Here is a 24,133-nt window from a genome sequence, read left to right as displayed (position 1 = left end):
CGATGATCAGGAGGACGGGTCTACGTGATCGGCCTGCATGTCGGACTCACGCTCCCGGACCAGCCAACGATACAGGCTCGGGAGCAGCAGCAGCGTAAGCAGCGTCGAGGTGACGATCCCGCCGATCACAACGGTCGCCAATGGCCGTTGTACCTCCGCGCCTGCGCCGCTCGCAATCGCCATCGGAACGAAGCCGATCGACGCCACCAACGCGGTGGACAGCACCGGGCGGAGGCGATCGCGGGCGCCTTCGCGGACCGCGTCGTCGACGGTGCGCGGGTCGCCGTCACGGCCGTCGCGGAGTGAATTGATGTGGTCGACCAGCACCAGCCCGTTGAGCATCGCGATCCCCGACAGCGCGATGAAGCCGATCGCCGCGGTAATTGAGAACGGCATGCCGCGCAGCCACAGCGCAAGCACGCCGCCGGTCACCGCGAACGGGATGCCGGTATAGACGATCGCCGCCTCTTTCACGCTGCCAAGCGCGGCGTAGACCAGCAGGAAGATAAGTACGAGCGCGGCGGGGACGACGATCGACAGGCGCTTCTGTGCGGCCTCTAGCTGGTGGAACTGGCCGCCGAACTCGATCCGGTAGCCCGGCGGGAGCTTGACCTGGCCGTCGACCGCAGCGCGCGCTTTGGCGACATAGCCGGCGAGGTCGCTGGTGTTGAGCGTGACCATCAGCGCGGCGCGACGCTTGCCGCCGTCGTGGAGGATCGGCTCGACCTTCGGCGTCACGCGCAGCCGGGCGACGCGCGACAGCGGCACCATCCCATACTCGCCGACGCGCAACGGCAGCGCGAGGATCGCGGCGGGATCGGCACGGAAGCTTTCGGGCATGCGGACGACGATCATGTGGCGCGCCTCGCCTTCCGGGATGAAGCCAACCTCGGCGCCGGCGATCGCATCGGTGATCGCCGTGTTCACCTCGGCCGTGCCCAGCCCGAGCCGCAGCATCGCCGCGTGATCGAGTTCGACGACGACGCTCTTGGGGCGACCGGCGGTTTCGAACTCGACATGTTCGGTGCCGGGTTGCTTGTCGAGGATCGCCTTGGCTTGCTTGGCGGCGCGTTCGAGCACGTCGTAATCCTCGCCGAAGATCTTCACCGACACGTCAGCGCGCACGCCTTCGAGCATCTCGTTGAAGCGCATCTCGATCGGCTGCGCGAATTCGAAGCTCTGGCCCTCGTAGACCTGCCGCCCGACTTTCTCGATCCCAGCCACGAGTTCGTCCTTGGTCTTCGGCTTGCCGTCGCCGGTCGGCCAGTCCTTCTCGGGCGCGTAGAAGATATAGAGGTCGTTCTCGTTGGGCGGCATCGGATCGGTCGCGACCTCGCTGGTGCCGATCCGCGAGAAGGTGTGACTGACCTGCGGGAATTGCCGGCGGATCTGGCGTTCGGTTTCCTGTTCGATCGCGAGGCTGCGTTCGAGCGACATGCCGACCGGGCGATAGACCATCGCGGTGATCGAGCCCTCGTCGAGCTGCGGCGTGAACTGCGACCCTAGTGTCTTGAAGACCCCGAACGTGACCGCGAGCATGACCAGCGCGCCAAGTACCAACAGCTTCGGATGTGCCAGCGCGCGCTCAAGCGTCGGCGCGTAGCCGCGTTCGGCGAGCCCGATCAGGCCCTTGTGGCGGCTGTCGTCCTTTTCGCTGGCCGGCGCGCGCAGCAGCCAGGCGGACAGCGCGGGGACGACCGTGAACGTCCAGACCAGCCCGGCGAAGATCGCGAGCATGACTGCCTGCGCCATTGGCTGGAACAGCTTGCCCTCGACCCCGCCGAGGCTGAGGACGGGGACATAGACGAGCGCGATGATCGCGATGCCGAACATCGTCGGGCGCGCCACCATCCGTGCTGCGTCCGTTACCGTTTTGCGGCGTTCGTCAGGCGTGAGGTCTTCACCCTTGGCGCGACGGCGCTCGGCGAGCAGCCTCAGGCTGTTCTCGACCACCACGATCGCGCCGTCGACGATTAGCCCGAAATCGAGCGCGCCGAGACTCATCAGGTTTCCCGACACGCCGATCGCGTGCATCCCCGAGACGGTGACGAGGAAGGCTAGGGGGATGACGATCGTCACGATCAGCGCCGCGCGCCAATTGCCCATCACCAGCAGTAGCACGAGCGCGACGAGCAGCGCGCCTTCGCCGAGATTGTGCGCGACCGTCGAGATCGTCCGGTCGACCAGGTCGGCGCGGCTATATTGCTGGTGGACAACCATGCCCTTGGGCAGCGCCGACTGGATATCGGGCAGGGCGTCTGCCACGCGGAGCGCGACCTCGCGACTGTTCTGCCCGACCAGTATCATCACGGTGCCGAGCACGGTCTCGCGGCCGTTCTGCGTCGCGGCGCCCTGGCGCGGCGCCGATCCGATTACGACGTCGGCGAGATCGCGGACCTGGAGCGGCAGGATTCCGCCCGCGAACTTCACCGGGATCGCGCCGATATCGGTCGCGCTCGTCACACGGCCGTTGGTGAGCACGGTGAAGCGCTCGGCGCCGCGTGCGATAATGCCGCCGCCCGCATTCTCGACGTTCTTGCCGACCGCCTGCGCGAGTTCGGCCGCGGTCACGCCGTGCATCGTCAGCCGCCGCGGATCGGGCTCGACGACGAACTGCTGTTCCAGACCGCCATTGGTGTTGACGTCGGCGACGCCGGCGACCGCGCGCAGCATCGAGCGCACGGTATATTCCTGCGCCTCGTAGAGCTCCATCAACTGGCGCTGCGCGTCCAAGCTCGCGGGCGGCCGCTTCCATTCGAGCGTGTAGTAATAGATCTCGCCGAGACCGGTGGTGATCGGCGCGAGCTGTGGCGAGGCGCCCGGCGGCAACTGGTCGCGGACCGCGTTCAGCCGCTCGGTGACGAGCTGGCGTGCGCGCATCTGGTCGGTGCCGTCCTTGTAGAGCAGCGTCACCTGGCTGAGCCCGGTCTTGGTCAGGGAGCGCGTCTCCTCGAGCCCCGGCTGGCCCGCCATCGCGCGTTCGATCGGTAGCGTCGCGAGCCGCTCGATCTCCTCGGGCGCGAGGGCTGGGACCATCGTGTTGACCTGCACTTGCACCCCGGTGATGTCGGGGATCGCGTCGATCTGGAGATTGGCGAACGACCACAGGCCGACCGCCGCGATCAGCGCGGTCACCACCGCGATCGCCAGACGGCGTCGCGTGACGAAATCTAGGAGCCCGGCAATCATCGAGCGAGCGCGTTGCCGCCGTTGAGCGCGCGCAACTGAAGCAGCGCCTCGAGTGCCTCGCGCCGCGTATCGAGCACCGCGTTGGTCGCCTCGATATAGGATTGCTGCATCTGCATGTAGATCGCCAGCGGAATCGCGCCGAGCTGGAAGTTGCGGTTGGCCTCTTCGGCGGCATCGGCAAAGCTGCGCGGCGTGTTGCCGTCCCATTTGCCGAGCGCGGAACGCTTCGCCTCATATTGTGCGGCCTGATCGAACACGTCGCGCGCGATGCGGCGTTCGGCATTGACCAGCGTCGCGTTGGCCTGCGCTTGCCGACCCTGCTCGACCGCAACTTCGCCCGCCTGTCGGTTCCACAGCGGGATCGTAGTCGACAGGCGGACGCCATAATTAGTCTCGCGGATGTCCGAACGCGCGCGGTCGTAATAGGGGCCGATCCCGACGGTCGGGAGGCGTGCCTTCCGCGCGAGATCGACGCGCAGGCCCTGCTGCTCGAACTGTGCGCGCAGCGCCTTCAGTTCGAAATTGTTCGCGGTCGCGTTGGCGGCCAGCGTCGTACCCGATGGAAGATCGGGGAGCGACATGTCGGGGCGGACGATCCGCAGCCGCGCGGCGAACGGCGCGCCGCGCAATTGGTTGAGTTCGTACAGCGCCGAATTCGCCTCGGCATCGGCCATCGCCGCGGTCCGCTCCGCACTGATCGCGCCCGCTTGCAGAGACGCGGCTTCGAGGCGCGGGGCGGGGCCGGATGGATCACGCGAGACGATCACGCGCGCCAGCGCCCGCATCCGGTTCGCAACCTCGCGCGCGACGCCCGCCTTCTCGTCGGCGGCGAACAAGGCATAGCCGAGCGTCCGCGCGCGGGCCGCCAGCGTGGCGTCGAACTGCTGGAGACCCATCTTGGCGAGATCGACCTGCCGCTCGGCAATGGCCCGGCGCAGCGCTATGCGGCCGCCGAACTCGATCGGCTGGACGACCGAGACGGCATAGGTCAGCCCGTCGCCAAGCGGCATCCCGGTGGTGCGATCATCGGCGCGGCGCTGGCCGAATTCAACGACCGTCTCGGGATCGGCCCAGCGCCCGGCGGCCGATCGCTCGACGCCCGCCGTCTCGATCTGACGTTGATAGAATTGCCGCTCGGGATTGTTGGCGACGACGTCCTGCGCCAGCCGGTCGAGTGAGATCGCCGTGCCAGTCGGGGCCTGCGCATACGCGGCGGTCGGCATGACGGCGCCAGCCATAAGGGCCAAGGCAACAATCCGCATTACGTGCTTCTCCAAGGACATACCCTTGGAAAAATCGGTAGCTGAGGGGTCGGCGGTGCGTCGATTAAATCCGCGTTCAGAGTCTGAACTGCAATTCAATTGACGGCGCGTCCCCCGGCCTGCGAACTGGTCGCATGACGCATATCCTGCTCATCGAGGACGATGCCGGCACGGCGCACGAGATCACGCTCGAGCTGGCGGCGAACGGCTATGCGGTGACGCACCACGCCTTGCTGGCGGATGGTTTCCTCGCGGCGCAGGGGGACGGCGTCGACCTGCTGATCGTCGATCGGCAACTGCCCGACGGGGAAGGGCTCGACCTGATCGCGCGGTTGCGGGCCGAGGGCCGGCGGACGCCAGCGCTGGTGCTCAGCGCGCTCGGCAGTCTCGACGACCGGGTGCGGGGATTGCGCGCGGGGGGCGACGACTATCTTCCCAAGCCGTTCGCGCTGGTCGAACTGATCGCCCGCGTCGAGGCGTTGCTGCGGCGGCCCAACGAGACACGCGACACGCGGCTGATCGTCGGCCCGCTCGATCTCGACCTGTTGGCGGGAACCGCAACCCGGTCGGGGCGGGCGCTGGACCTGTTGCCACGCGAGCTGAAGCTACTCGATTACCTGGTCCGCCGGCCCGACCGGATCGTCACGCGGTCGATGCTATTGCGCGATGTCTGGGGCTATAATTTCGAGCCCAACAGCAACGTCGTCGACGTCCACATGGGCCGCCTGCGTCGCAAGGTCGACGGCGAGGGCGAGCCGCAACTGATCCGTAACGTCCGCGGGCAAGGCTATGTGTTCGATGTCCCGCTCTAACCCCCGCGCACGCGCGACATGGCGGTGGGGCGGGGCGATCGCGGCTTTGCTGATCGTCCAGTCGCTGGTCGTCGCGGGGCTGTTTTGGGTGCTGGCGAACGGCAGTCACCGACGGATGACCGAGCGCGGGTTTGCGAGCGATTGTCGCGATCTGGCTTCACTGGCGGCGCCGATGCGGCAGTCGGCCGTCCGGGCGATGCTGACGCGCGATATCCACCGTGATCGCTTCCTCGCGCTGTTTGCCGCCGATGGCAGGCTGATCGAAGGCAACATCGCACGTCTGCCGGTCCCCGAGATCACGCGAGCATCGGTGATCGCCGACGTCGACACGATCGAACTGCCGGGCAAGACCCGCGATACCGCGCGACTGGTCGTGTGCGCGATGCCCGACGGATCGCGGCTGCTTACCGGTGTTGATCTCGACGATGCGGAGGAGGCGTTGCGGGTGGTCGAGCGGTCGCTCGCGATCGCGCTGATCCCCGCGATCTTGCTGGCGATCGGGTTTGGCCTGGCGGCCGGGCGACGCGCGGCGCGACAGGTGGACGCCGTCCGCACACTCACTGCCCGGATCGTCGCGGGCGATCTGGCAGAGCGCCTGCCGGTAGGCCCCGATCCCGACAGTTTCGGACTACTATGCGCGCATATCAACGCGATGCTCGACCGGCTCCAGCTGCTCGTGACCGAGGTCCGCGGGGTCGGCGACGACATCGCGCACCAGTTGCGCACGCCGCTCACCCGCTTGCGCGCGCGGGTCGAACGCGGGCTACGCGAGGCGGAAACGCGCGCGCAGTTCGAGGCGGTCGCCGATGCCGCGCTGGCGGAGGTCGACACCCTGCTCGGGATCGTCGCTGCGCTGCTGCGGATCCGCGAGCTGGAGGATCACGCCCGTCGCAGCCGCTTCGCCGCGGTCGACCTCGCGCGGTTGGCGGAGGATGCGTGCGAGCTTCACCGCCCGACCGCGGAGGATCGCGGGATCGACCTGACCTGCGAGATCGCCACGACCGCCTCTGTCGAGGGCGATGCGAGCCTGTTAATGGAAGCGGTCTCGAACCTGATCGACAACGCGATGAAGTTCGGCCCCGCGGGCGGTCGCGTCCTGCTGTCGTTGCGGCAGGACGGCGAGCGCGTGGTCATGACCGTGGCCGACGACGGGCCAGGCGTACCGATCGCCGAGCGGTCGCTGGTCACGCAGCGATTCTACCGCGGCCGGCAGGATTGCGACGGCGCCGGACTAGGGCTCAGCTTGGTCAAGGCGATCGCCGACCTGCACGACTTCACGTTGCGGTTCGCCGAGGTCGGCAGTGCCGTCTCGCTAATCGGTCCCGCGTATCAAGACTGAACCCGAATTTAGACAACCAGGGTGCCGATCGCACGTTCAATCCTCGACGAAACGACGCGTAACGAGATGGGGAATTCGTCCTGCATCCGCCGCCGTTCCTCGCTCGAAAGGACGATCCATGCGGTATATTCTCCTGGCTACGGCTTCGCTTCTGCTCGCCTCCCCCGCGCTGGCCCAGACCCAGCCGCAGACCGGCCCGTTCCCACTCAACAGCGTCACCGACCGGGTCCATTCGGGACCGCAAGCCGGCGATTTGCGCAACTCGATCCAGGCCCTGCAGCAGGCGCTGACCGAATTGCAGCAGCTCCAGCTGCAGACCAAGCAGGCCCACTGGAACGTCTCGGGTACGTTGTTCTACCCGCTGCACGAACTTCTTCAGGAACATTACGAAGGCGTTGCCAAATATGCCGACGAAGTCGCCGAGCGTCTCCAGAGTGTAGGAGTCTCGTCCGACGGGCGCGCCAACACGATCATCCGGACCAGCCGCATTCCCGAATTCCCGGGCGGTTTCGTCGACGACGGCAAGGTGATCCAGTGGTTTGCGCAATATTACCGCGTTACCAGCGACGAGCTGGGGCAGGGCATCAAAGCGACCAACGATACCGATCCGACCACAGGCAACCTGCTGCAGGAAGTACAGCACGCGATCGACAAATATCAGTGGCAGATGCGTGCAATGATCCAGTCGACGCCGACCGATCCCAATACGGGTGCTGACCTCAACAACGGTCGCACGCTTGCCCCCGCCGGAACGCCGAGCGCGCCGATCAACTAAGGAGAGGGCGAGCGTTGGCGTGGTGCAGTCTCGTGGGGAGGCATCACGCCGATGGGCGATCCGGTGCGCAATCGTGCAGCCTGACCTACCGTGTCAAAAGCGCATGGCTCAGAACCGCATGGCGACGTCGATCCCGCCGCCGCCAGAGCCCGCCCACGGCGTCAGGCGGACGCGGTCGTCGTGGCGCGAGGTCAGCAGGAAACCGCTGGCGCTGCCGATCACCGCGCCGGCAAGGACGTCGTGGACATAATGCTTGTCGGCCCGGACCCGTGCGACGCCAACAAACGAGGCAACCAGCAACGCGGGCAATCCCGCTTCCCAGCCGTAGCGTTTCTCGAGCGATGCCGCCGCGGCGAAAGACACCGAGGTGTGGCCGGAGGGGAAGCTCTTGTCGTCGCTACGATCCGGGCGGCTTTCATGGATCAGTTCCTTTAACGCGAATGTCGTGCCGCCAGCGACGAGCACGCTGGCACCCGCGTCCAGATCGCCGCGCCAGTCACCCTGAACAGCGGGCACGCCGAGGGCGGCACCGACGAGCAGGTCACGGCCGATATCGCTGGCATCTGCCCAGCCTTTTGGACCGGCGGTGGCGGGGGCGGCCCACGCCACCGGCGCGAGTACCAGCAATGCGATAATCTTGACCTTCATTCCGCCAGGGTCCCTTTTTGCGGTGATTTGTCGAAAGTTCCGATCATGCCCGCCACGCCAAACCCCGCCTTAACCGTGGTAATCTCGGCGGTCGGTCCGAGCATGCTCCTAAAGTCCTCGACGGTGAGCAGCCGGTGCGTGCTGCTGCATCCGATCCCCGTGCGGCGCAAAGATTCTGCGGTTGTCGCATAGACTGCGAGCCGTCCGCCGGGACGCAGCACGCGCATCAGTTCGGCAAGGACCGGGCGATCGTCGTGCCAGAAATAGGCGACGTTGGATGCCAGGATGCGGTCGACGCACTCATCGGGCATCGGGATGTCGGTGAACGGCGCATGGTAGAAAACCGCGCCGGGGTTACGCCGGCGGGCGGTGTCGATCATGTCCTGCGAATGATCGAGGCCATAAACCCGTCCTGCTCCCGCTGCCGTCGTCAGCGCGAGGATTGCGTCGCCGGTACCACAGCCGAAATCGAGAACGCTATCGCCGCGTCGGACATCGAGCGCCGCGATCGCGAGGCGCGTCGGCCGACGGTTGGCGACGCGCATCGCATGCCCGACCAGCCGACCGCCCACGCCGCTAGGGTTCTCAAGCTGCCGCGCGAGGGTAGCGGCGAGCGGGTTCACGCCGCCTTGAGCTTTGCGTTGATCTTGCCGAGCAGCGCCCGCATTTCCGCACGACGTCCTGCGTCCCAGACCGGCCGGTCCCGGTTCACCGGCGCCTGGAGTCCGCGCAGGACATATTGCTTCGCCTGTGCGGGGTGCCCTTCGTCGTTGAGGAAGTCGGCATAGAAGAAATTGTTGTCGAGGCCGTTCGGATCCTGCTTCAGCGCCGCCTCTAGCAGCGCGCGAGCCTTCGCCGTGCTGCCGAAGCCGATCGGAAAACCGGGGACTCTGTAGTAGAGCACGCCGAGGCTCATCTTGACGCCGCCGTCCGCGATATTCGGGTCGATGCCCTGCGCCCTTTCAAGGATGTCGCGCGCCGACCGGGCGAATCCGAGCTGTTTGAGGACGCTGGCGCGCGCCGCCTCCTCGCTGACGACGATCCCCTGCCACAACAGCGGCTCGGCGCGGCCGGGATAGCGTGCTGATACCTGTGCGGCTTGGCCGGCAAGCGCGTCGAGCTGGCGATATTGCTCGTTTCGGTCGGCAACCTGGTAGCGGATATGCGCCCATTGGTCGTTGATGCGGCGGACCGCGGCGTCCATTGCCGGATTGTTGCTGGCGTTGGCCGCCCCCGCAAAGGCGAGCGCGGCGAAGGCGAGAGCGTAGCGGACAATCATGATAAGGCTCCTGAAGAATAGTCCTGGAACAGGCCGCGCGCGGTGAGCACTTGGCTTGCGAGGCCGCGATCGACGACGCCGGGCAGCATCGCGTTAAGCTGCGTGAAGACCCGCTCGGGCAGCCCGATCGACACGTCGCGCTCGCGCCGCTCGATCGCGCGAAAGATGCGGTCAGCCACCGCGTCGGGATCATCCGCGGTCATCTTGGTCAGCGCCATAAAACGCTCGATCGTCGCGGTGTTGAAGCCGGTCCTGACCGCTCGCGGGGCGACGTGCGTGACAGCGATCCCGCGCCCGCCGAGTTCGCGACGCAGTGCCTGGCTAAGACCCTTCAGCCCGGCCTTCGCGCTAGAGTAGGCGGTGAAATAGGGGTAGGGGACCGCGCCCATAACCGAGCCGATATTGACGATCTGGCCATCGCCGCGTGCGATCATCTGCGGTACGACTGCCCCCGCCAAGATAGCAGGGGCAACAAGATTTACCGCATAGCCGAGCGCGATGCCGGCCGCGCCCTGCCGCTCGAAGGGCCCGAAATATTGGAGCCCCGCGACGTTAGCGAGAATATCGACACGGCGCTCGCCGAGCGCGCTGGTGAGGTCGGCCAGCGCCCCCGGATCGGCGAGATCGGCGACGAGATGATCGTCGCAGTCTCTCGACGGGACGCGGTCGATCCCCGTGACGTGCGCGCCGCGCCTACGCAGTCGGGACGCGAGCAGGCCGCCGAGCCCGCCGGCCGCGCCGGTCAGCACAATATGGCGGGCGTCAAGCTGGGACACGCGTCGCCTCCAGCTCGATCCCGGCGAACAGCCCGCCGAACAGCGCGAACATCGCGTTGGCCATGTCGATGATCGCGCGCTGGTCGTCGGGATCGTCGATCCGGTTCATCAGCTTTTCGAAGAACACCATGTGGTCCTGGTCGAGCGCACCATGCGACGTCAGGTAATGAAACGCGTCGTCGGGCAGCCCGAGCGACGCCTGCACCGCGCCGGCGCCGTGGCTCGCCATCGCGATGCTGGTGCCCTCTAGGACATAGACCATGCCGAAGAACGCGGCGGGGTTGCCCTCTCGGATCGTTTGATAGGCGTATTCGACCATCGCGCGCGTAGCAGGAGAGGGCGCTCTGCTCGCTGCCAAGCTGTTGCCCCCAGCCGCTTCGATGTCTTCCAGGATCCAGAATTCGTGACCGGTCTCTTCCTCGATATATTCGTCGAGTGCGGCGACCAGGACCGGTCGGTGCGAAAGCCGGGCCCGTGCCTCCTGCATGAGCGGCACGGTGTGGCGGACGTGATGGAACGCTTGCGTCAGATACGCGATGTAATCCGCGCGCGTGATCCGTCCGGTCATCCCGGCGACGAGTTGCGGGGTCATCGCAAACCGCGCCTGTGCCTCGCGGGTGTCGGCAACGAGGCGGTTGAAGAAGGGCACATCTGAAGGCGTGTGATCCATGGGAATCTCCTGGGCGGGATAGGCGGTGTCGATCGCGGCGCGGCGGAGGCGGCCGTTGCCGGTGAGAAGTCCCGTCGCGGGGGTGAACGGCGGGACGACCTGCCAGTCCGCGATGTGCGCGTAGGCAGGGAGCGCTTCGTTGGCGGCGGCGACTGCGGCCTCGACGTCCGCGGTCGGTGATGACGGGACGAGCAGCGCGTCGATCGTCGCGCGCCCGTCGCCGCGTACCATCGCCTGGAATATCGCGGGTTGGCGCGTCAATATTCCCTCAACCCATTCGGGGGCGATGTTGCGGCCGTGGCTGGTAACGATGAGTGCGGACTTGCGCCCCTCGATCCAGAGCCGGCCGGCGTCGTCGATCCGTCCCAGATCGCCGGTCGCGAGCGGGCCGGGAGCGCGCGGCGCGCCGACTGTGCCAAGGAAAAGCGGCCCGTCGATCAGGATCTCGCCGTCGTCGGCCAGGCGCAGGATATTGGCACCGATGCTCCGGCCGACGCTGCCGCGCGATGACGGATCGCCGTCGTCGAGTGAAACGACCGAAGCGCATTCGGTAAGGCCGTAACCCTGGCGGACCGGCAGCCCCAGGTCCGCCGCGGCGTCGAGCAACAGCGGATCGATCCGCGCACCCCCGACCGCGACTAAAGTCAGGCGTGGCAGCCGCATGCCGGTCGCGCGCATCGACGCGACGAGGCCGGCAAGATAGTCTGGCACGAAAATCAGCGACGTAATCGCCTGCCGCTCGATCGTGTTGAGGATCGCCATGACGTCCGGGCGGAACGGATCGGCCATGCCGACCGCGGACTGGGGCAGCGCGACGTAAGTGCCACCCGCCAGCATCGTCGCATAGAACCCGGCGACGTTTTCGAGCAGGATCCCCGGGGGCAGCAACGGCAGATGCCGCCCGGCGTGATGGACACCCAGCGTATCCACCACCCCCTGCGCGACGCTCAGGAGATGGTCGCGCGAAAGGCAGATACCCTTCGGGTCGCCGGTCGATCCGGACGTAAAGGTAATGCGTGCCGTGCCGTCGGGCAGCGTGCGGGCGGGTGTGCTGCGTCGAACTTCGCGAACCTGCAGGCTCGGATGGGCGTCCAGCGATACAGCCACCGGCCCCGACAGCAGTATCTCCGCACCCGCCGCGTCGAGTGCGTAATCGGTCTGTGCGGCGGTGAAAAAGGCAGGGAGGGGGATGGTCCGTATGCCCGCTTCGAGCAAGGCGAGGTCGAGGAGACATTCGCTCACGCCCTGATCGACCTGCAGCGCAACCGGGCGGCCATCGGCAAACCGCGCGGCCAGATCCTCCGCCAGCAGCGGGAGCGTGAGCGCCAGTGTCGCCCAGGTCACCGGTTTCGTGCCATCGATTGCGATCGCATCGGGACGGCGTTCGGCATGGCCGAGGATCGCGTCGAGCAGCCGCGTCATGCGCGGACACTCCGGTCGAGCCGCGCGCGACACGTGGCTATGTCGCCCGCACACACGACCGGATCGGTCTGGTAATAACGCCCCCAGGTCTCGCCGGCCGCGCCGAGCGCGTCGATCCGTGCGGGGGCGAGTTCGATCAACTCGAGACCCAGGCGCGCGAACATCGACCGCAACGGCCGGGTCAGTACGGCGACCGCGACATCCGCCTGACCGGCAAGTGCCGCTGCCGCCTCGTGCCACAGAGTTATCGTCGCGCCGGGACGCTGCGAGGCATGGTCGCCGAGCTCGACGACCCGGGCGCGGGGTACCGGTCGCCCGAACCGTTCGGTCAACAGCACCTCGATTGGGCGGTCGAGATACCCCTCAAGAAACAGGGTGCCGGCTTCGGCCAGTCGATAGCCGAGGGTCGCTTGCGGCAAATCAGGCGCACCGACAGTCAGGTAGGTCGGATAATCGCTCGCAGGGATGGCCCCGTGTACGGCGGCGTAACGGTCATGGATCAGCGCGATCAGCGCGGCGTCGTGCATATGCATCCTCCCAGATGCAGATGGGACGCCGCTCGCACGTCACGACCTCAGTCCAAGCTGACAAAAAATATCAGTTAACGACGATTTGACGTCGGCAAATGGGGACAATCGACGATTTAGTTGTCCTTTCAAAGAAGCCGGAGGAATAAATGATAATCATTATCAGCTTTCCGCGCGTAGATCGGTCCCATGAACTTTAGTTTAGGGAACGGGTGGTGGCGCAAGGGTCGTTGATAGCTTAGATATTGGCACTGAGCATAGTATCGGACGTTGCAATCGTGACGTTCGACCACACCGCGCTCCTGCCGAAAGCCCCTGCGATGATGCCGTTCTTGACCTCGAGGCCAGCCGTCGCGATAGCGTTCGCCGTGTTCGTCTCGACCTGTGCGGGCGCTCCACCCGTAGCCAACACCTCCGGTGCCGCGCCGCGCTTCGTCGCAGAGCGTTTTTTCGCAGGCCGCCTCGATGGCGTCGGCACGCTCAAGATCGTGCTGCACGCGCCGGTCAAGACGCACGTGATCAGCATCGGTCGTGTCGGCGCCGACGGGATCCTGCTGCTCGACCAGCACATCGAACAGCAGGGTAAGCCCGCACGCGATCGGCAGTGGCGGATCCGGCCGCTCGGCAACGGCCGTTATAAGGGTACGCTGACCGACGCCTCCGGCCCGGTAACTGGGGAGGTCGAGGGCAATCGGCTGCACCTCGGATTTTCGATGAAGGGCGGCATGTGCGTCGATCAGTGGCTGAGGCTGTCGTCCGATGGGCAGGTGGCGCAGAACCATCTCATCGTCCGCAAGTTGGGCGTTACCGTCGCGACGCTAGAGGAAACCATTAGGAAGTTGCCATGAACGTCCATAGCGAACGCCATCTCGTCTCGCGGACCGGCTGGTTGCGCGCGGCGGTGCTCGGCGCGAACGACGGGATCGTCTCGACCGCAAGCCTGATTGCGGGCGTCGCCGCGTCGGGTGCGACCACCGGCGCGGTGCTTGTCGCGGGGTCGGCAGCGATGGTTGCGGGCGCGATGTCGATGGCGGCGGGCGAATATGTCTCGGTCAGTTCGCAGGCGGATAGCGAAGCCGCCGACCTTGCGCGCGAACATGCCGAACTCGCCAGCGACTGGGCGCACGAGCATGACGAACTGGCGCAGATCTATGTAGCGCGTGGGCTTGATCCGACGCTCGCGCATCAGGTCGCGGAGCAGTTGATGGCGCATGACGCGATCGGCGCCCACGCGCGTGACGAGCTCGGCATCTCCGAAATCGTCATGGCGCGCCCGGTCCAGGCGGCGTTCGCCTCGGCGATCAGCTTCGTCACCGGCGCGGTCGTGCCGCTCGCGGTCGCGGCCCTCGCCCCGGCGCCGCACCGGCTGGTCGTGGTGATCGGCGCGACGCTGGTCTGTCTCGCGATCCTCGGCGTGGTGGGCGCGAGGGCAGGGGGCGCCCGCCCGTTCCGCCCTGCGGTCCGCGTGCTGCTCTGGGGTGCGGCAGCGATGGCGGCGACCGCCGGGATCGGGCATCTCGTCGGCACTGCGGTATGAGCGTCATGCCCTATGCCAAGGCCAGCCACCGGAGTCCGCGATGAAAGCCCAGACGATGCGCCGTATCCGCCAGTATCATTTCTATTTGGGCATGTTCTTCGCGCCCGCGATCTTATTGTTCGCGCTGAGCGGTGCGCTCCAGACATTCCGCCTGCAGGAGGCGAAGGGCTATGGCGGCACGCCGCCCGGCTGGATCGTCTGGATGGCCAACGTGCACAAGGACCAGTCGCTGCCGCGCGAGAACCGCGGCGGGCCTCTCAGTCTAACGCCGTCGGCACCGCGCGCCGGGGCGGCGTCGGGACCTTCCACCGAGATGTCGTCGGGATCGCTGTCCGGCCCTGCAAGGCGCGGGGCGGATCGACCGTTCGCACGCATCTCGCCGCTGCCCCTGAAGATCTTCGTCGTGCTGATGTCGATCGGGCTGCTGGCGTCGGCGATCCTCGGTATCGTCATCGCGCTCACCAATCGGACGATGCGCCGGACGTCGGTGATCGTTCTCGTGGCGGGAGCAGTGTTGCCGCTTCTGCTCCTGCTGGCCTGAAACGCTGGCGATCGGCCGTCAGCGGCTTGCAAGGATCAGGTGCGGTTCGGGTCAATTACTGCGATCGGCGCGCTGCATCAGCCAGTCCTTTGCGCGCGCGGTGGACACCACGATATCCGCCGGCTCACCGGGCAGCCGCGCGTCGTCCGGCAGCGCAATGACTCGCCGGTCCGTCCGATCGGCGGGCGGCGTGACATCGTTTCCAATATTTCGGACGCGACTTCCTGTTGGGACGAGGGCAGTATGCCACGAGATTGCCGATTCCGGGCGCCAGGGTGACGTGCAGCGATTGCTCGCCAAGGTGAATGCCAGGTTCGGCGCCTGAACCGCGGAGCCCTGTCGTAGCCGACGCCGACCCGATCCCGCCCGCCGGCCTGTCCGCGGTGCTCGCGGCCAACCGCCCGCAACTCGTCCGGTTCTTCACCGGGCGAACGGGAAGCGTCCCGGAGGCCGAAGACGTGGTGCAGGAAATATGGCTGCACGTGGCCGAGCCCATGACGGGCCCGATCGCGAACCCGCTCGCCTATCTGCACCGCGTCGGCATGAACATCGTACTCGACCGGGTACGGGCCGGCGGGCGACGGCAGCGGCGCGACGCGGGCTATGTCGAAGTCACGACGTCGGTCATGGGCGCGGAGGCGATCGACGATGCGCCGTCCGCCTTCGACGCGGCGATGGGGCGCGAGCGGCTCGACCGGCTCGTCGCTGCTCTGTCGGGGCCACCCGAAGGCGCAATGCGCGTGTTCCGACGGCACCGCATCGACGGCGCATCGCATGCCGAGATCGCCGCCGAACTGGGCATATCCCGCAGCGCGGTCGAAAAACACGTCGCGGTCGCGCTCCGGCACCTCAGAAAGGCGCTCGATGATTGATCGAGACAAGCAACTGCGGTCCGATACATGCGGCGGCGTCTATCATTCGGGTGGGGAAAGGAGGGCGGCATGACGGACATACGCACGGCGATCGACGACGCGGCCTCCTGGCACGCCCGGCTCGATTCGCCGGAGATGGACTGGGAGGCGTTCGGTGCCTGGCTCGATGCCGACCCGTCGCATCGCCGCGCCTATGACAGCATCGCTGTGCTGGACGCCGAGATCGACGAGGCCGCGCCCGCGATCGCAGCCGCGATGCCCGCGAACGACGACATGGTCGCCGAGACGCCGACGCCGGCACGATCGCCGCGCTGGCGCTGGGCTGCGCTCGGCACTGGTGGTGCGCTGGCGGCAGGGCTTGCGGTGCTGATCGCCGTCCCCTCGGCCGATACGGCGGCACAGCTCTACACGACCGGTCGCGGCGAAACGCGCGCGGTCACGCTCGCCGATGGCAGCCGCATGCAGGTCGACCGCGGGTCTCGCGTGTCGGTCAGCGGCGGGACGAGCCCGGTGATCGAGATTGCGGACGGTGCGGCGAGTTTCGCGGTGCGCCATGACCCCTCGCGCCTGCTGATGGTGCGCGCCGGCGGCTATGAAATACGCGATATCGGCACGCGGTTCGACGTCGTTAACGCGCGCGGGCGCGTCGCGGTCACGGTCGCGGAGGGTGCGGTGGACGTCACGCCGATCGGTGGGTCGGCGGCGGACACGACAATGCTGCACGCCGGGCAAAACCTGGACATCACGCCGTCGAAGCAGATCGCCGAGCGCCGCACCGTCGATCCTGCCCGCGTCTCGGACTGGGCCGATGGACGGCTCGATTACGATGGCGCTCCGCTGGCGCTGGTTGCCGCCGACATATCGCGGTATGCCGACGCCCCGCTGATGGTCGATCCGTCCGCGGCGAACCTGCGTTTTTCCGGGGTATTGACGATTGGTGATGGATCGCGGCTCGTCGATCAGCTTCGCGCAGTCCTGCCGATACGCGCTCGTCGCGTCGGCGGCGTGGTGCATCTGGACGCCGCCGCTTCACGCTGAGGCGCCCCATGCTGAGCAGGCCCACGCTGAGCAGGCACGCCCGGGGCTGACGATCCCGGCCGGTACGTTGCGATCGGCGCTGGATGCGCTCGCGCGGCAGAGCGGCATTTCGATCGGCATGGCGGGATCGCTTCCCGATCTGCGCGTCCGGCGGATCGATCGGGCGCGCGATGTCGGCGATGCGTTGCGGCGGATGCTGGCCGGCAGCGGGCTGCGTGCCGTCAGGGTCGACGCAAGCACATGGCGGATCGAGGCGGTTCCGCAAAAAATCTCGCGTTCGCCCCGCCGCCGCGTAACGCCGCCCGACCTCGCCAGCGGCGACATCATCGTCACCGCCAGCAAGCGCGACGAACGCCTCTCCGATCTACCCGCCTCGATCAGCATCGCGGGCGGGCAGGTGCTCGGCCGTCTCGCCGGGCGCCGGGGACTGGTCGACGTGATGGCAAGCGCTGACAGCGCGTTCTCGACTAATCTGGGGCCCGGTCGCGACCGCATCTTCCTGCGTGGCGTCGCCGACAGCGCGTTCAACGGGACCAGTCAGTCACTGGTCAGCCTGTATCTCGACGACGCGCGGATCGGCTATGCCGCGCCCGATCCCGATCTGCGGTTAGTCGACGTTGACCGCGTCGAAGTGCTGCGTGGCCCGCAAGGCACGCTCTACGGCACCGGTGCGCTGGGCGGCGTCGTCCGCATCGTCACGGTCGCGCCCGATCTCGATCGCTTCACCGGTAGCGCAGCGATCGAGGGAACGGGCGTCGCCAACGGTTCGCTCGGCGGTGCGGTCGAGAGCATCGTCAATGTGCCGATCCTGCCCGGCACGCTGGCTTTGCGCGCGTCGGGCTGGAGCGAGACGATGCCCGGCTGGATCGACGACACCGGACGCAACCGCCGAGACGTCAATCGGACACGCCGGATCGGCGGTCGGGCGGCGTTGCGCTGGGCGTTCGGCGACTGGCACGCGACGCTTGGCGGCATCGCGCAGCGGATCGATGCGCGCGACAGCCAATATGCGACCGATGGCCTGTCGCGCGCGACCCGGATCGCCGAGCCGCAGGACAATGACTTCACTGCGGCAACGCTCACCCTCCAGGGGCCGATCGGCAAGCTCGACGCACAGGCGACGACCGCATTCGTCGACCAAGAATTTGGCAGTAGCTATGATGCCAGCGTGTTGGCGTCCTCGCTCGGCCTGACGGCGCCGCTAGCCTATATTGAGGATCGCTCGGCGCAACTCCTGTCGCAAGAGATCCGCGTCAGCGATCTGACCGCGCGCCATCCGTGGATCGTCGGTGCGACGATCCTGCATTCGACCAGCCGACTCAACGGCCGGTACTTCTCCACCGGCGGATCCCCTGCGGTGACCGCGCGGCGCGACGAAGAGGATGTGATCGACGCCGCTGTGTTCGCCGAGGGCACCCAGCAATTGACGCAGACGCTCGATTTCAAGTTTGGTCTGCGCGCGTTCTCGACCATCAGCCATCTCGAACAGGTCGACCCCGACCGCGAGCGCGCGGCGCGGGTCGGCGTTACCCCCAGCGCGACACTCAGCTGGCATCGCGACGATGTCGGTCTCGTCTGGCTGCGCTATGCGAGCGCGGTCCGTCCGGCAGGTGTCAGCCGCACTGCACCCGTCAACGATCGCCGCATCCCCGGCGACGAGTTGCAAAGCCTCGAGCTTGGGTGGCGAATCCGCGTGGGCGGCGACCGCCTTGCGCTGCACGGTGCGATCTTCGGCTCGACCTGGGAGCATCTGCGCAGCGACACCGTCGGCGCGGACGGCCTGCTCGGGACGATCGATGCGGGCAACGCGGTCAATTACGGGCTGGAACTCGGCGGCCGGCTCGACCTTGCGCCGGTCGCGCTCGATTTTGGCACCACGCTGCAGCGCGCGCGCCTCACCTCCACCTCGTCCGGCGTGACGATCTATGACGACGATCGCCGGCTGCCCGTGGTGCCCGACATATCCGCACGGCTCGCCGCCTCGCGAAGCTTCGACGTCCGCGGCTTGCCTGCCCAGGTCTATGCCTCCGCCCGGTATATCGGCCGCACGCGACTGAGCTTCGATCCGCTGCTCGATCGTCCGGCGGGTCATTATGCGACGATCGATACCGGCGCCTCGATCGACATGGGGAGGCGACGCTGGTCGATCGACGTCACCAACCTGCTCGACAGCCGCGGCAATAGCTTCGGCTTCGGCAATCCTTTCACGCTCGACAGCATGACGCAGACCGTGCCGGTGCGTCCGCGGACGATCACGCTGCGGTTGGCGATTGGGCTTTGAAATGACGTAGCTGCTCCCGGGGGGCATCTGGAACCGCTTCTTCGCCTATGTGAACGAACGGCTGGAGTAGAGCAGTCGCAGGCAGGCCGGGAATGACCTCTTTTGGGTCGTTGATCTAACGCGTGACCACATCGCGTTTCATCGGCGCCAGTTTGGCGAGGAAGGCGTTCTGGCTGGCGAACGCCACGCCTTCGCGACGCATCGCCGCCTGGAGGTTTTCGACCAGCGCATTCATGTCCTTGGCTTGGATGCCGAGGTTCTTGTGCGCGGTCGTCATGTCGCGACCGGTATACTGGCAGTCGCCATTCAGCAGGACGCAGAACTGTTCCTTGAGCGTGCGGCGGAGGCGGATCATGTCCTGCCCCTTGAAGATGTCGCCGATCCGGGAATCGGCCTGGCTCGTGGTCACCAGGTCGTCGACGATCCGGTCGATGCCGGCCACGCCGTGAAACGCCGTGAGCATCGCAGCGCCCTTGAACGGACTGCCGCCCGCATTGGCGTCGCTCATCGCATAGGGCGCGACCGGATCCTCGCCCGGCGGCACGGGCGCGGTCTGGAGCAGGACGAGCAGAGCAAGCACGAGCATCGAGAATATCCCCTAGAAGGCGGTCTGGAGCGACAGGAAGCCGCCGCGCTGTCGCTCCGCCGTCGCGATTGACCCGAGATCGACATAGGCAGCGGTCGCGGTCAGGTTCTTGCTGATCGCATAGGCGGCATAGGCGGTCTTCCAGTCATTCTCCCTGGCGAACCCCAGATTGTCGGGCTTCGAGCGATATTCGCCGCCGACGACCAGTTGGCGCGAAATCTGGTAGCCGAGCGTGCTCTCGACCTGGACAGTGCGGCTGCCGCCGCGATCGCCACCGAACCCGAGCAGGCCGTTCTGGTTGGCTTTCGTGTAGCGGATCGTGGTGCCGAGCAGGATGCTCTGCCGCAGGAGGAGCTTGGTGGCGGCGACGTAGAGATCGGTCCCGCTCGCATGGCGGCCGCCGACCGCGGCGACGATCGGCGCATCCAGATTGTGCTTGTACTGCACCCCGACTGCGATCTGCGGGAGGTACGCGCTGCCATAGACAGCATCGCCGGCGACCCGCAGCTTGGCGCCGAACACGTCTTGGTTGAGCGTGTAGCCACGGCCGATGCCGAGCTTTGCACCGACGTCCCGCGTATCGAGATTCTGTCGCGCATAGCTCAGTTCCAACCGGTCGTGGATGCCGATCGCGACGCCATGGCTTTCCCACCGATAGTCCGGCAGCAGGATGACCGAGATATGGGCGGAGCCGCCGATCCCGTCGACGGTCTCGTTGCCGGCGATCAGTGCCCAGGTCGAGACGCCACCGCCCGAGCTACCCTCGATCGTGGTGACGCCGTTGGTCAGCATCAGCTTGCCTCCGGCACGACCATCGCGCGCCGCAACGGGGCTCGCGGCCACGAGCAGGGTCGCCACGGCGAACTTGGCGATGAACCCGGCGACGGTGGAGGGCGAGATGCGAATCATGCGGCATCTCATGGGGACCATTGGTTAATTCTCGGTCTCCTGCGCCCGGCCAGCGTGGTATTGCCCCGTCGAAAAAAGACGCAAGCGAGCGTCCGTGACGTTTACGGGATCGCAATCCTCCGACGGTTAGACGCCGGTGATATGTCCGTATTCGCCCCCCGCCGCCTGAGTTCGATGATCGTCGCGCTGGCGTTGCCCGCAACCGCGCATGCCGCCACGGTGGCGATCGATGTTCGCGGCTTCGACGGCACGCCGCTGGTCGGCGCGGTCGTCACGATCGAGACGCCCAAGGCGCCCGGCGTAACGGTGCGCGGGCCCTACATGATCGAGCAGCGCGACATCGCGTTCCAGCCGCACGTGCTGATCGTGCCGGTCGGTGCGACGGTCGGCTTCCCCAACCGCGATCGGGTGCGTCACCACGTCTATTCGTTTTCGAAGACCAAGAAGTTCGACCTGAAACTCTACGGTCAGGAGGATGCGCGAACGGTCCTGTTCGATCGTCCGGGCGTCGTCCCGCTCGGCTGCAACATCCATGACTCGATGAGCGGATTCGTGTTCGTGACCGCCACCCCGTTTGCCGCGCTGACCGACCAGGCGGGGCATGTCAGCATGACCGGCGTGCCTGCAGGCGCCGGCACGGTCCGCGTCTGGCATCCTTCGATCCGCGCGCCGGCCAGTACCGCGTCGCAGCCGATCGACGTCGCCGCCGCCGGGTTTGCCACGACCTTCGTGCTGCACCGGTGATGCGCCTGCGCCCGCCACGGTTCCGCCATCTCCGCACCAAGCTGTCGGTGCTGTATGCGAGCCTGTTCGCGGTGACGCTGGTGCTGCTCGCGGTCGTCGCACAGGCGATGATCTGGACTCATGCCCGTGATTCCGTGCGCCAGGAACTCATCACCAGCGGCAGCGTCTATGACCGGATCTGGTTGCTCCGGTCGCAGTCGCTGATCGCCTCGGCAGACCTGCTGTCGCGCGATTTCGGGTTTCGGGCCGCGGTAGCCAGCGGCGATCGACCGACGATCGGGTCGGCGCTCGCCAATATCAGCCACCGGGCCGACGTCACCGCCGCGTTCGTGGTCGATCAGGACGGCCAGGTGACCGGTCCGTCGGGCGCACTGGCGGCCACGGTCTCGCGGTTTCCCTTTGCGATTGCGAACGGCCGGCGCGACGCTGTCGTAACCGTCGGAGGCCAAGTGTACCGGCTTATCCTGTCCCCGGTGATGGCACCGACGCAGGTCGGCTGGGTGGTCTTCGCGGTGCGCCTCGACGGCACCGAAATGCATGCGCTCGAACGGCTGTCCGCGATCCCGCTGATCGCGACCATCCTGCGCAGCGATGACGCGGGGCGCTGGCATGCGGTAGATCGGTCGATCGGATCGGATTCGGCGATCAACTATCTGGTCGGCGCGTCGCAATCGGTCCGAACGCTCGCGACGCTCAATTTGCCGACCGGCCGTGCTTTCGCGATCGCCAAGCCGCTCGCCGGCCTGACGCATCGACCGCAAGCGGCGATCCTGATCCGCTATCCGCTCAACGCCGCGCTGACCCCGTATCTGCCGTTGCAGGCGGGCATCGCGCTGGCGGGACTTGCCGGACTGATCCTGGTCGTGCTCGGGAGTCGTCGCTTGGCGATGGGGATCGCCGAACCGATTGCCGCGCTCGATGCGGCGGCCCGGGCGCTGGAGGAGGGCAGTCGTGCCGATATCGTGGTCAAGGGGCGCGACGAGATCGGCAGGCTCGCCGCCAGCTTCAACCGGATGTCGGCCGGCATTATCGAGCGCGAGAACAGGATCACGCATCTCGCCTTCCACGATGTCCTGACCGGACTGCCGAACCGGACCTATTTCCACCAATCGCTCGACCAGGCGATCCTCCAGATCAGTCGTACCGGCGGGACGATCGCGGTGTTGTGCCTAGATCTCGATCGCTTCAAGGGCGTCAACGACACGCTCGGTCATCCGGTCGGCGACGCGTTGCTGAAGGCGATCGGCAAGATGGTAAGCGAGGTCGCACCCGACGGGCTGGTCTCACGGCTTGGCGGTGACGAATATGCGATCATCCTGTCGGGGCCGTTCGAGGCCGACCGTCCGCGCGCGCTCGCGCAGAGCATCCTCGACATGATGCGCCTGCCGGTCGACGCCGGCGGCCACCAGATTGCGACTGCGGTCAGCATCGGCATCGCGATCGGGCCGGTCGACGGCAAGGATGCCGACGAACTGCTCAAGAATGCCGATCTTGCGCTGTATCTGGCCAAGGAAGACGGTCGCGGCGTGTTCCGCTTCTTCGAACCCGCGCTCGACGCCGCGGCACGCTGGCGTCGACAGGTCGAACTCGATCTGCGCGAGGCAATCCAGTCGGGCCAGTTCGTCCTCAACTACCAGCCGGTGTTCGACCTGAAGGCCGACCGGATCGGCGGGTTCGAGGCGCTGGTGCGCTGGCATCACCCGGAGCGCGGCATCGTTCCGCCAGCCGAGTTCATCCCGATCGCCGAGGATACCGGCCTGATCGTCGCGATCGGCGAATGGGTGATGCAGGAGGCCTGTCGGCAGGCGATGCACTGGCCCGAGCATATCCGCGTGGCCGTCAACGTCTCGCCGCTGCAGTTCCGCAACACCGGGTTCCAGGCGATCATCCTGCAGGCGCTCGCGCATAGTGGCTTGGCACCGGGCCGGCTCGAAATCGAGATCACCGAATCGGTCTTCCTCGACGGCGAGGGGCCGGTGATCGCGTTGCTGCACACGCTGCGCGCGATGGGGATCCGCGTCGCGCTCGACGACTTCGGCACCGGCTATTCGTCGCTCAGCTATCTACGCAGCTTCCCGTTCGACAAAATCAAGATCGATCGCTCGTTTATCACCAGCATTGCCAGCGATCCAAGTGCCGCCGCGATCGTCCGCGCGATCGTCGACCTGGCAACTGCGCTCGACATGGAGACGACCGCGGAGGGTGTCGAGGATACTAGCCAGTTGAATCTGCTGCGCGACGAGGGCTGCGGTAACATCCAAGGCTACCTGTTCAGCAGGCCGGTAGAAAGTCGCTATATCCCCGGTTTGCTTGCAACTGTTCGTAGTGAAGCAGCTTAGCGGGATTTCTCAAACCAACATAGCGATGGGCCGAGGGGATGATACCGGCTGTGTATGAACCGTAAAATCAAGGGCATTGCCGCCTAGCCCGTGCCGCTGTTTTAACCCGTCACCTGAACTGATCCGGCTCGTGGTCATGTTCTGCGTCCACTACTCTGCGCCTACCCCGCCGACGGCAGTATGACGAGGGCGATTGATAGAACCACCGCCGCCACCTCCGCTATCTTGCCAGGAACCTGCTGCAGAGACTGAAGCCTTCGTGCCAAGCGGCACCGCGCACGCCCGACAGTTCAGTCTGAGCTATTTCTCAATGCTGCTTAGCCGCCTTCGCGGAGCGCCCGCCTGCACTAATCAGATGAATGAACGCCCGGTTCTCGGTTTGGCTCAGCAACTGCTGAGCATCCACAATTGGGTGTAAGCATCAGAAAGTCTATTCGACGACAGCCGTATTATACCGGCATGCCGGTGTGCAACACCCGTTTAGCGGACAGTACATTCTACAACGCGAAGATTGGCGATTAGACACGAACGAGCGCAGATTTAGTCCCACGTTGCCGGCACCAGGACGCCGCCAGGTCTAGGTTGAA

At 66.5% G+C, this 24,133-nt stretch carries 21 protein-coding genes; 11 read left to right on the top strand and 10 right to left on the bottom strand.

Translation table 11 applies throughout. The features are described from left to right. Nucleotides 1-6 precede the first annotated feature (6 nt). On the bottom strand, nucleotides 7-3,189 hold the full coding sequence (locus EQZ23_RS05250) for a CusA/CzcA family heavy metal efflux RND transporter (protein ID WP_128453327.1): 3,183 nt from the start codon (nucleotides 3,187-3,189) through the stop codon (nucleotides 7-9). Continuing rightward, on the bottom strand, nucleotides 3,186-4,427 hold the full coding sequence (locus EQZ23_RS05245) for a TolC family protein (RefSeq protein ID WP_240663258.1): 1,242 nt from the start codon (nucleotides 4,425-4,427) through the stop codon (nucleotides 3,186-3,188). The genes EQZ23_RS05250 and EQZ23_RS05245 overlap by 4 nt, the downstream gene beginning before the upstream one ends. A 158-nt stretch (nucleotides 4,428-4,585) precedes the next feature. Here EQZ23_RS05245 and EQZ23_RS05240 point away from each other — a divergent pair, with 158 nt between their 5' ends. The 3 genes from EQZ23_RS05240 (at nucleotide 4,586) to EQZ23_RS05230 (ending at nucleotide 7,377) form a co-directional block, all read left to right on the top strand. Then, the gene (locus EQZ23_RS05240; RefSeq protein ID WP_056059426.1) at nucleotides 4,586-5,263 is read left to right on the top strand and encodes a response regulator transcription factor; all 678 of its coding nucleotides are present in this window, start codon (nucleotides 4,586-4,588) and stop codon (nucleotides 5,261-5,263) included. Further along, on the top strand, nucleotides 5,250-6,602 hold the full coding sequence (locus EQZ23_RS05235; protein ID WP_128453325.1) for a HAMP domain-containing sensor histidine kinase: 1,353 nt from the start codon (nucleotides 5,250-5,252) through the stop codon (nucleotides 6,600-6,602). Before EQZ23_RS05240 ends, EQZ23_RS05235 begins: the two co-directional genes overlap by 14 nt. Before the next feature lie 118 nt (nucleotides 6,603-6,720). Next, nucleotides 6,721-7,377 carry a DNA starvation/stationary phase protection protein gene (locus EQZ23_RS05230; RefSeq protein WP_056059423.1) on the top strand — a complete coding sequence of 219 codons (657 nt, stop codon included), beginning with the start codon at nucleotides 6,721-6,723 and terminating at the stop codon, nucleotides 7,375-7,377. A 108-nt stretch (nucleotides 7,378-7,485) separates the two neighbouring features. On the opposite strand, the gene EQZ23_RS05225 is transcribed toward EQZ23_RS05230, so the two are convergent. The 6 genes from EQZ23_RS05225 to EQZ23_RS05200 are packed head-to-tail and all read right to left on the bottom strand — an operon-like array spanning nucleotide 7,486 to nucleotide 12,699. Continuing rightward, nucleotides 7,486-8,025, bottom strand: a complete 540-nt coding sequence (locus EQZ23_RS05225) for a phosphatase PAP2 family protein (protein WP_056059421.1) — start codon at nucleotides 8,023-8,025, stop codon at nucleotides 7,486-7,488. Further along, entirely contained in the window at nucleotides 8,022-8,648 is a 627-nt protein-coding gene (locus EQZ23_RS05220) for a class I SAM-dependent methyltransferase (protein ID WP_128453324.1), read from the bottom strand. Before EQZ23_RS05220 ends, EQZ23_RS05225 begins: the two co-directional genes overlap by 4 nt. Beyond that, complete coding sequence (locus EQZ23_RS05215) at nucleotides 8,645-9,304, bottom strand: hypothetical protein (protein WP_128453323.1); 660 nt, start codon at nucleotides 9,302-9,304, stop codon at nucleotides 8,645-8,647. The genes EQZ23_RS05220 and EQZ23_RS05215 overlap by 4 nt, the downstream gene beginning before the upstream one ends. Further along, nucleotides 9,301-10,080, bottom strand: coding sequence for an SDR family NAD(P)-dependent oxidoreductase (locus EQZ23_RS05210; RefSeq protein ID WP_128453322.1), 780 nt, complete (start codon nucleotides 10,078-10,080; stop codon nucleotides 9,301-9,303). Before EQZ23_RS05210 ends, EQZ23_RS05215 begins: the two co-directional genes overlap by 4 nt. After that, entirely contained in the window at nucleotides 10,067-12,172 is a 2,106-nt protein-coding gene (locus EQZ23_RS05205; protein ID WP_128453321.1) for an AMP-binding protein, read from the bottom strand. Before EQZ23_RS05205 ends, EQZ23_RS05210 begins: the two co-directional genes overlap by 14 nt. Further along, on the bottom strand, nucleotides 12,169-12,699 hold the full coding sequence (locus EQZ23_RS05200; protein WP_082441134.1) for a thermostable hemolysin: 531 nt from the start codon (nucleotides 12,697-12,699) through the stop codon (nucleotides 12,169-12,171). The genes EQZ23_RS05205 and EQZ23_RS05200 overlap by 4 nt, the downstream gene beginning before the upstream one ends. A 320-nt stretch (nucleotides 12,700-13,019) precedes the next feature. Between EQZ23_RS05200 and EQZ23_RS05195 the strand changes: the two genes are divergently transcribed. From EQZ23_RS05195 to EQZ23_RS05170, 6 genes are all read left to right on the top strand, one after another. Next, nucleotides 13,020-13,547 carry a DUF3833 family protein gene (locus tag EQZ23_RS05195; RefSeq protein ID WP_128453320.1) on the top strand — a complete coding sequence of 176 codons (528 nt, stop codon included), beginning with the start codon at nucleotides 13,020-13,022 and terminating at the stop codon, nucleotides 13,545-13,547. After that, nucleotides 13,544-14,236, top strand: a complete 693-nt coding sequence (locus EQZ23_RS05190; protein ID WP_056059408.1) for a VIT family protein — start codon at nucleotides 13,544-13,546, stop codon at nucleotides 14,234-14,236. The genes EQZ23_RS05195 and EQZ23_RS05190 overlap by 4 nt, the downstream gene beginning before the upstream one ends. Nucleotides 14,237-14,276: 40 nt before the next feature. After that, the gene (locus tag EQZ23_RS05185) at nucleotides 14,277-14,777 is read left to right on the top strand and encodes a hypothetical protein (protein ID WP_128453319.1); all 501 of its coding nucleotides are present in this window, start codon (nucleotides 14,277-14,279) and stop codon (nucleotides 14,775-14,777) included. A 305-nt stretch (nucleotides 14,778-15,082) separates the two neighbouring features. Then, complete coding sequence (locus tag EQZ23_RS05180; protein ID WP_128453318.1) at nucleotides 15,083-15,649, top strand: sigma-70 family RNA polymerase sigma factor; 567 nt, start codon at nucleotides 15,083-15,085, stop codon at nucleotides 15,647-15,649. A gap of 69 nt (nucleotides 15,650-15,718) precedes the next feature. After that, a complete protein-coding gene (locus EQZ23_RS05175) occupies nucleotides 15,719-16,687 on the top strand; it encodes a FecR domain-containing protein (RefSeq protein ID WP_056476042.1) in 969 nt (322 codons plus the stop codon). Further along, complete coding sequence (locus tag EQZ23_RS05170; protein ID WP_128453317.1) at nucleotides 16,590-18,968, top strand: TonB-dependent receptor; 2,379 nt, start codon at nucleotides 16,590-16,592, stop codon at nucleotides 18,966-18,968. The genes EQZ23_RS05175 and EQZ23_RS05170 overlap by 98 nt, the downstream gene beginning before the upstream one ends. Before the next feature lie 115 nt (nucleotides 18,969-19,083). On the opposite strand, the gene EQZ23_RS05165 is transcribed toward EQZ23_RS05170, so the two are convergent. Continuing rightward, entirely contained in the window at nucleotides 19,084-19,554 is a 471-nt protein-coding gene (locus tag EQZ23_RS05165) for a group 1 truncated hemoglobin (RefSeq protein WP_128453316.1), read from the bottom strand. Between the two features lie 12 nt (nucleotides 19,555-19,566). Next, nucleotides 19,567-20,463, bottom strand: a complete 897-nt coding sequence (locus EQZ23_RS05160; RefSeq protein WP_128453315.1) for a DUF3034 family protein — start codon at nucleotides 20,461-20,463, stop codon at nucleotides 19,567-19,569. 141 nt (nucleotides 20,464-20,604) lie between these two features. Between EQZ23_RS05160 and EQZ23_RS05155 the strand changes: the two genes are divergently transcribed. Continuing rightward, nucleotides 20,605-21,207: a methylamine utilization protein gene (locus EQZ23_RS05155; RefSeq protein WP_240663256.1), complete on the top strand. Its 603-nt coding sequence runs from the start codon at nucleotides 20,605-20,607 to the stop codon at nucleotides 21,205-21,207. Beyond that, nucleotides 21,207-23,546 (top strand): EAL domain-containing protein, encoded by a 2,340-nt coding sequence (locus EQZ23_RS05150; protein ID WP_128453314.1) that lies wholly within the window; start codon nucleotides 21,207-21,209, stop codon nucleotides 23,544-23,546. Before EQZ23_RS05155 ends, EQZ23_RS05150 begins: the two co-directional genes overlap by 1 nt. Nucleotides 23,547-24,133: the final 587 nt, after the last annotated feature.

The organism is Sphingomonas sp. UV9, from assembly GCF_004101245.1.
In the GTDB taxonomy this organism is placed as follows: Bacteria; Pseudomonadota; Alphaproteobacteria; order Sphingomonadales; family Sphingomonadaceae; genus Sphingomonas.
The sequence above is the reverse complement of the archived record's forward strand: the minus strand, read 5'-3'. Positions and strand labels throughout refer to the sequence as shown.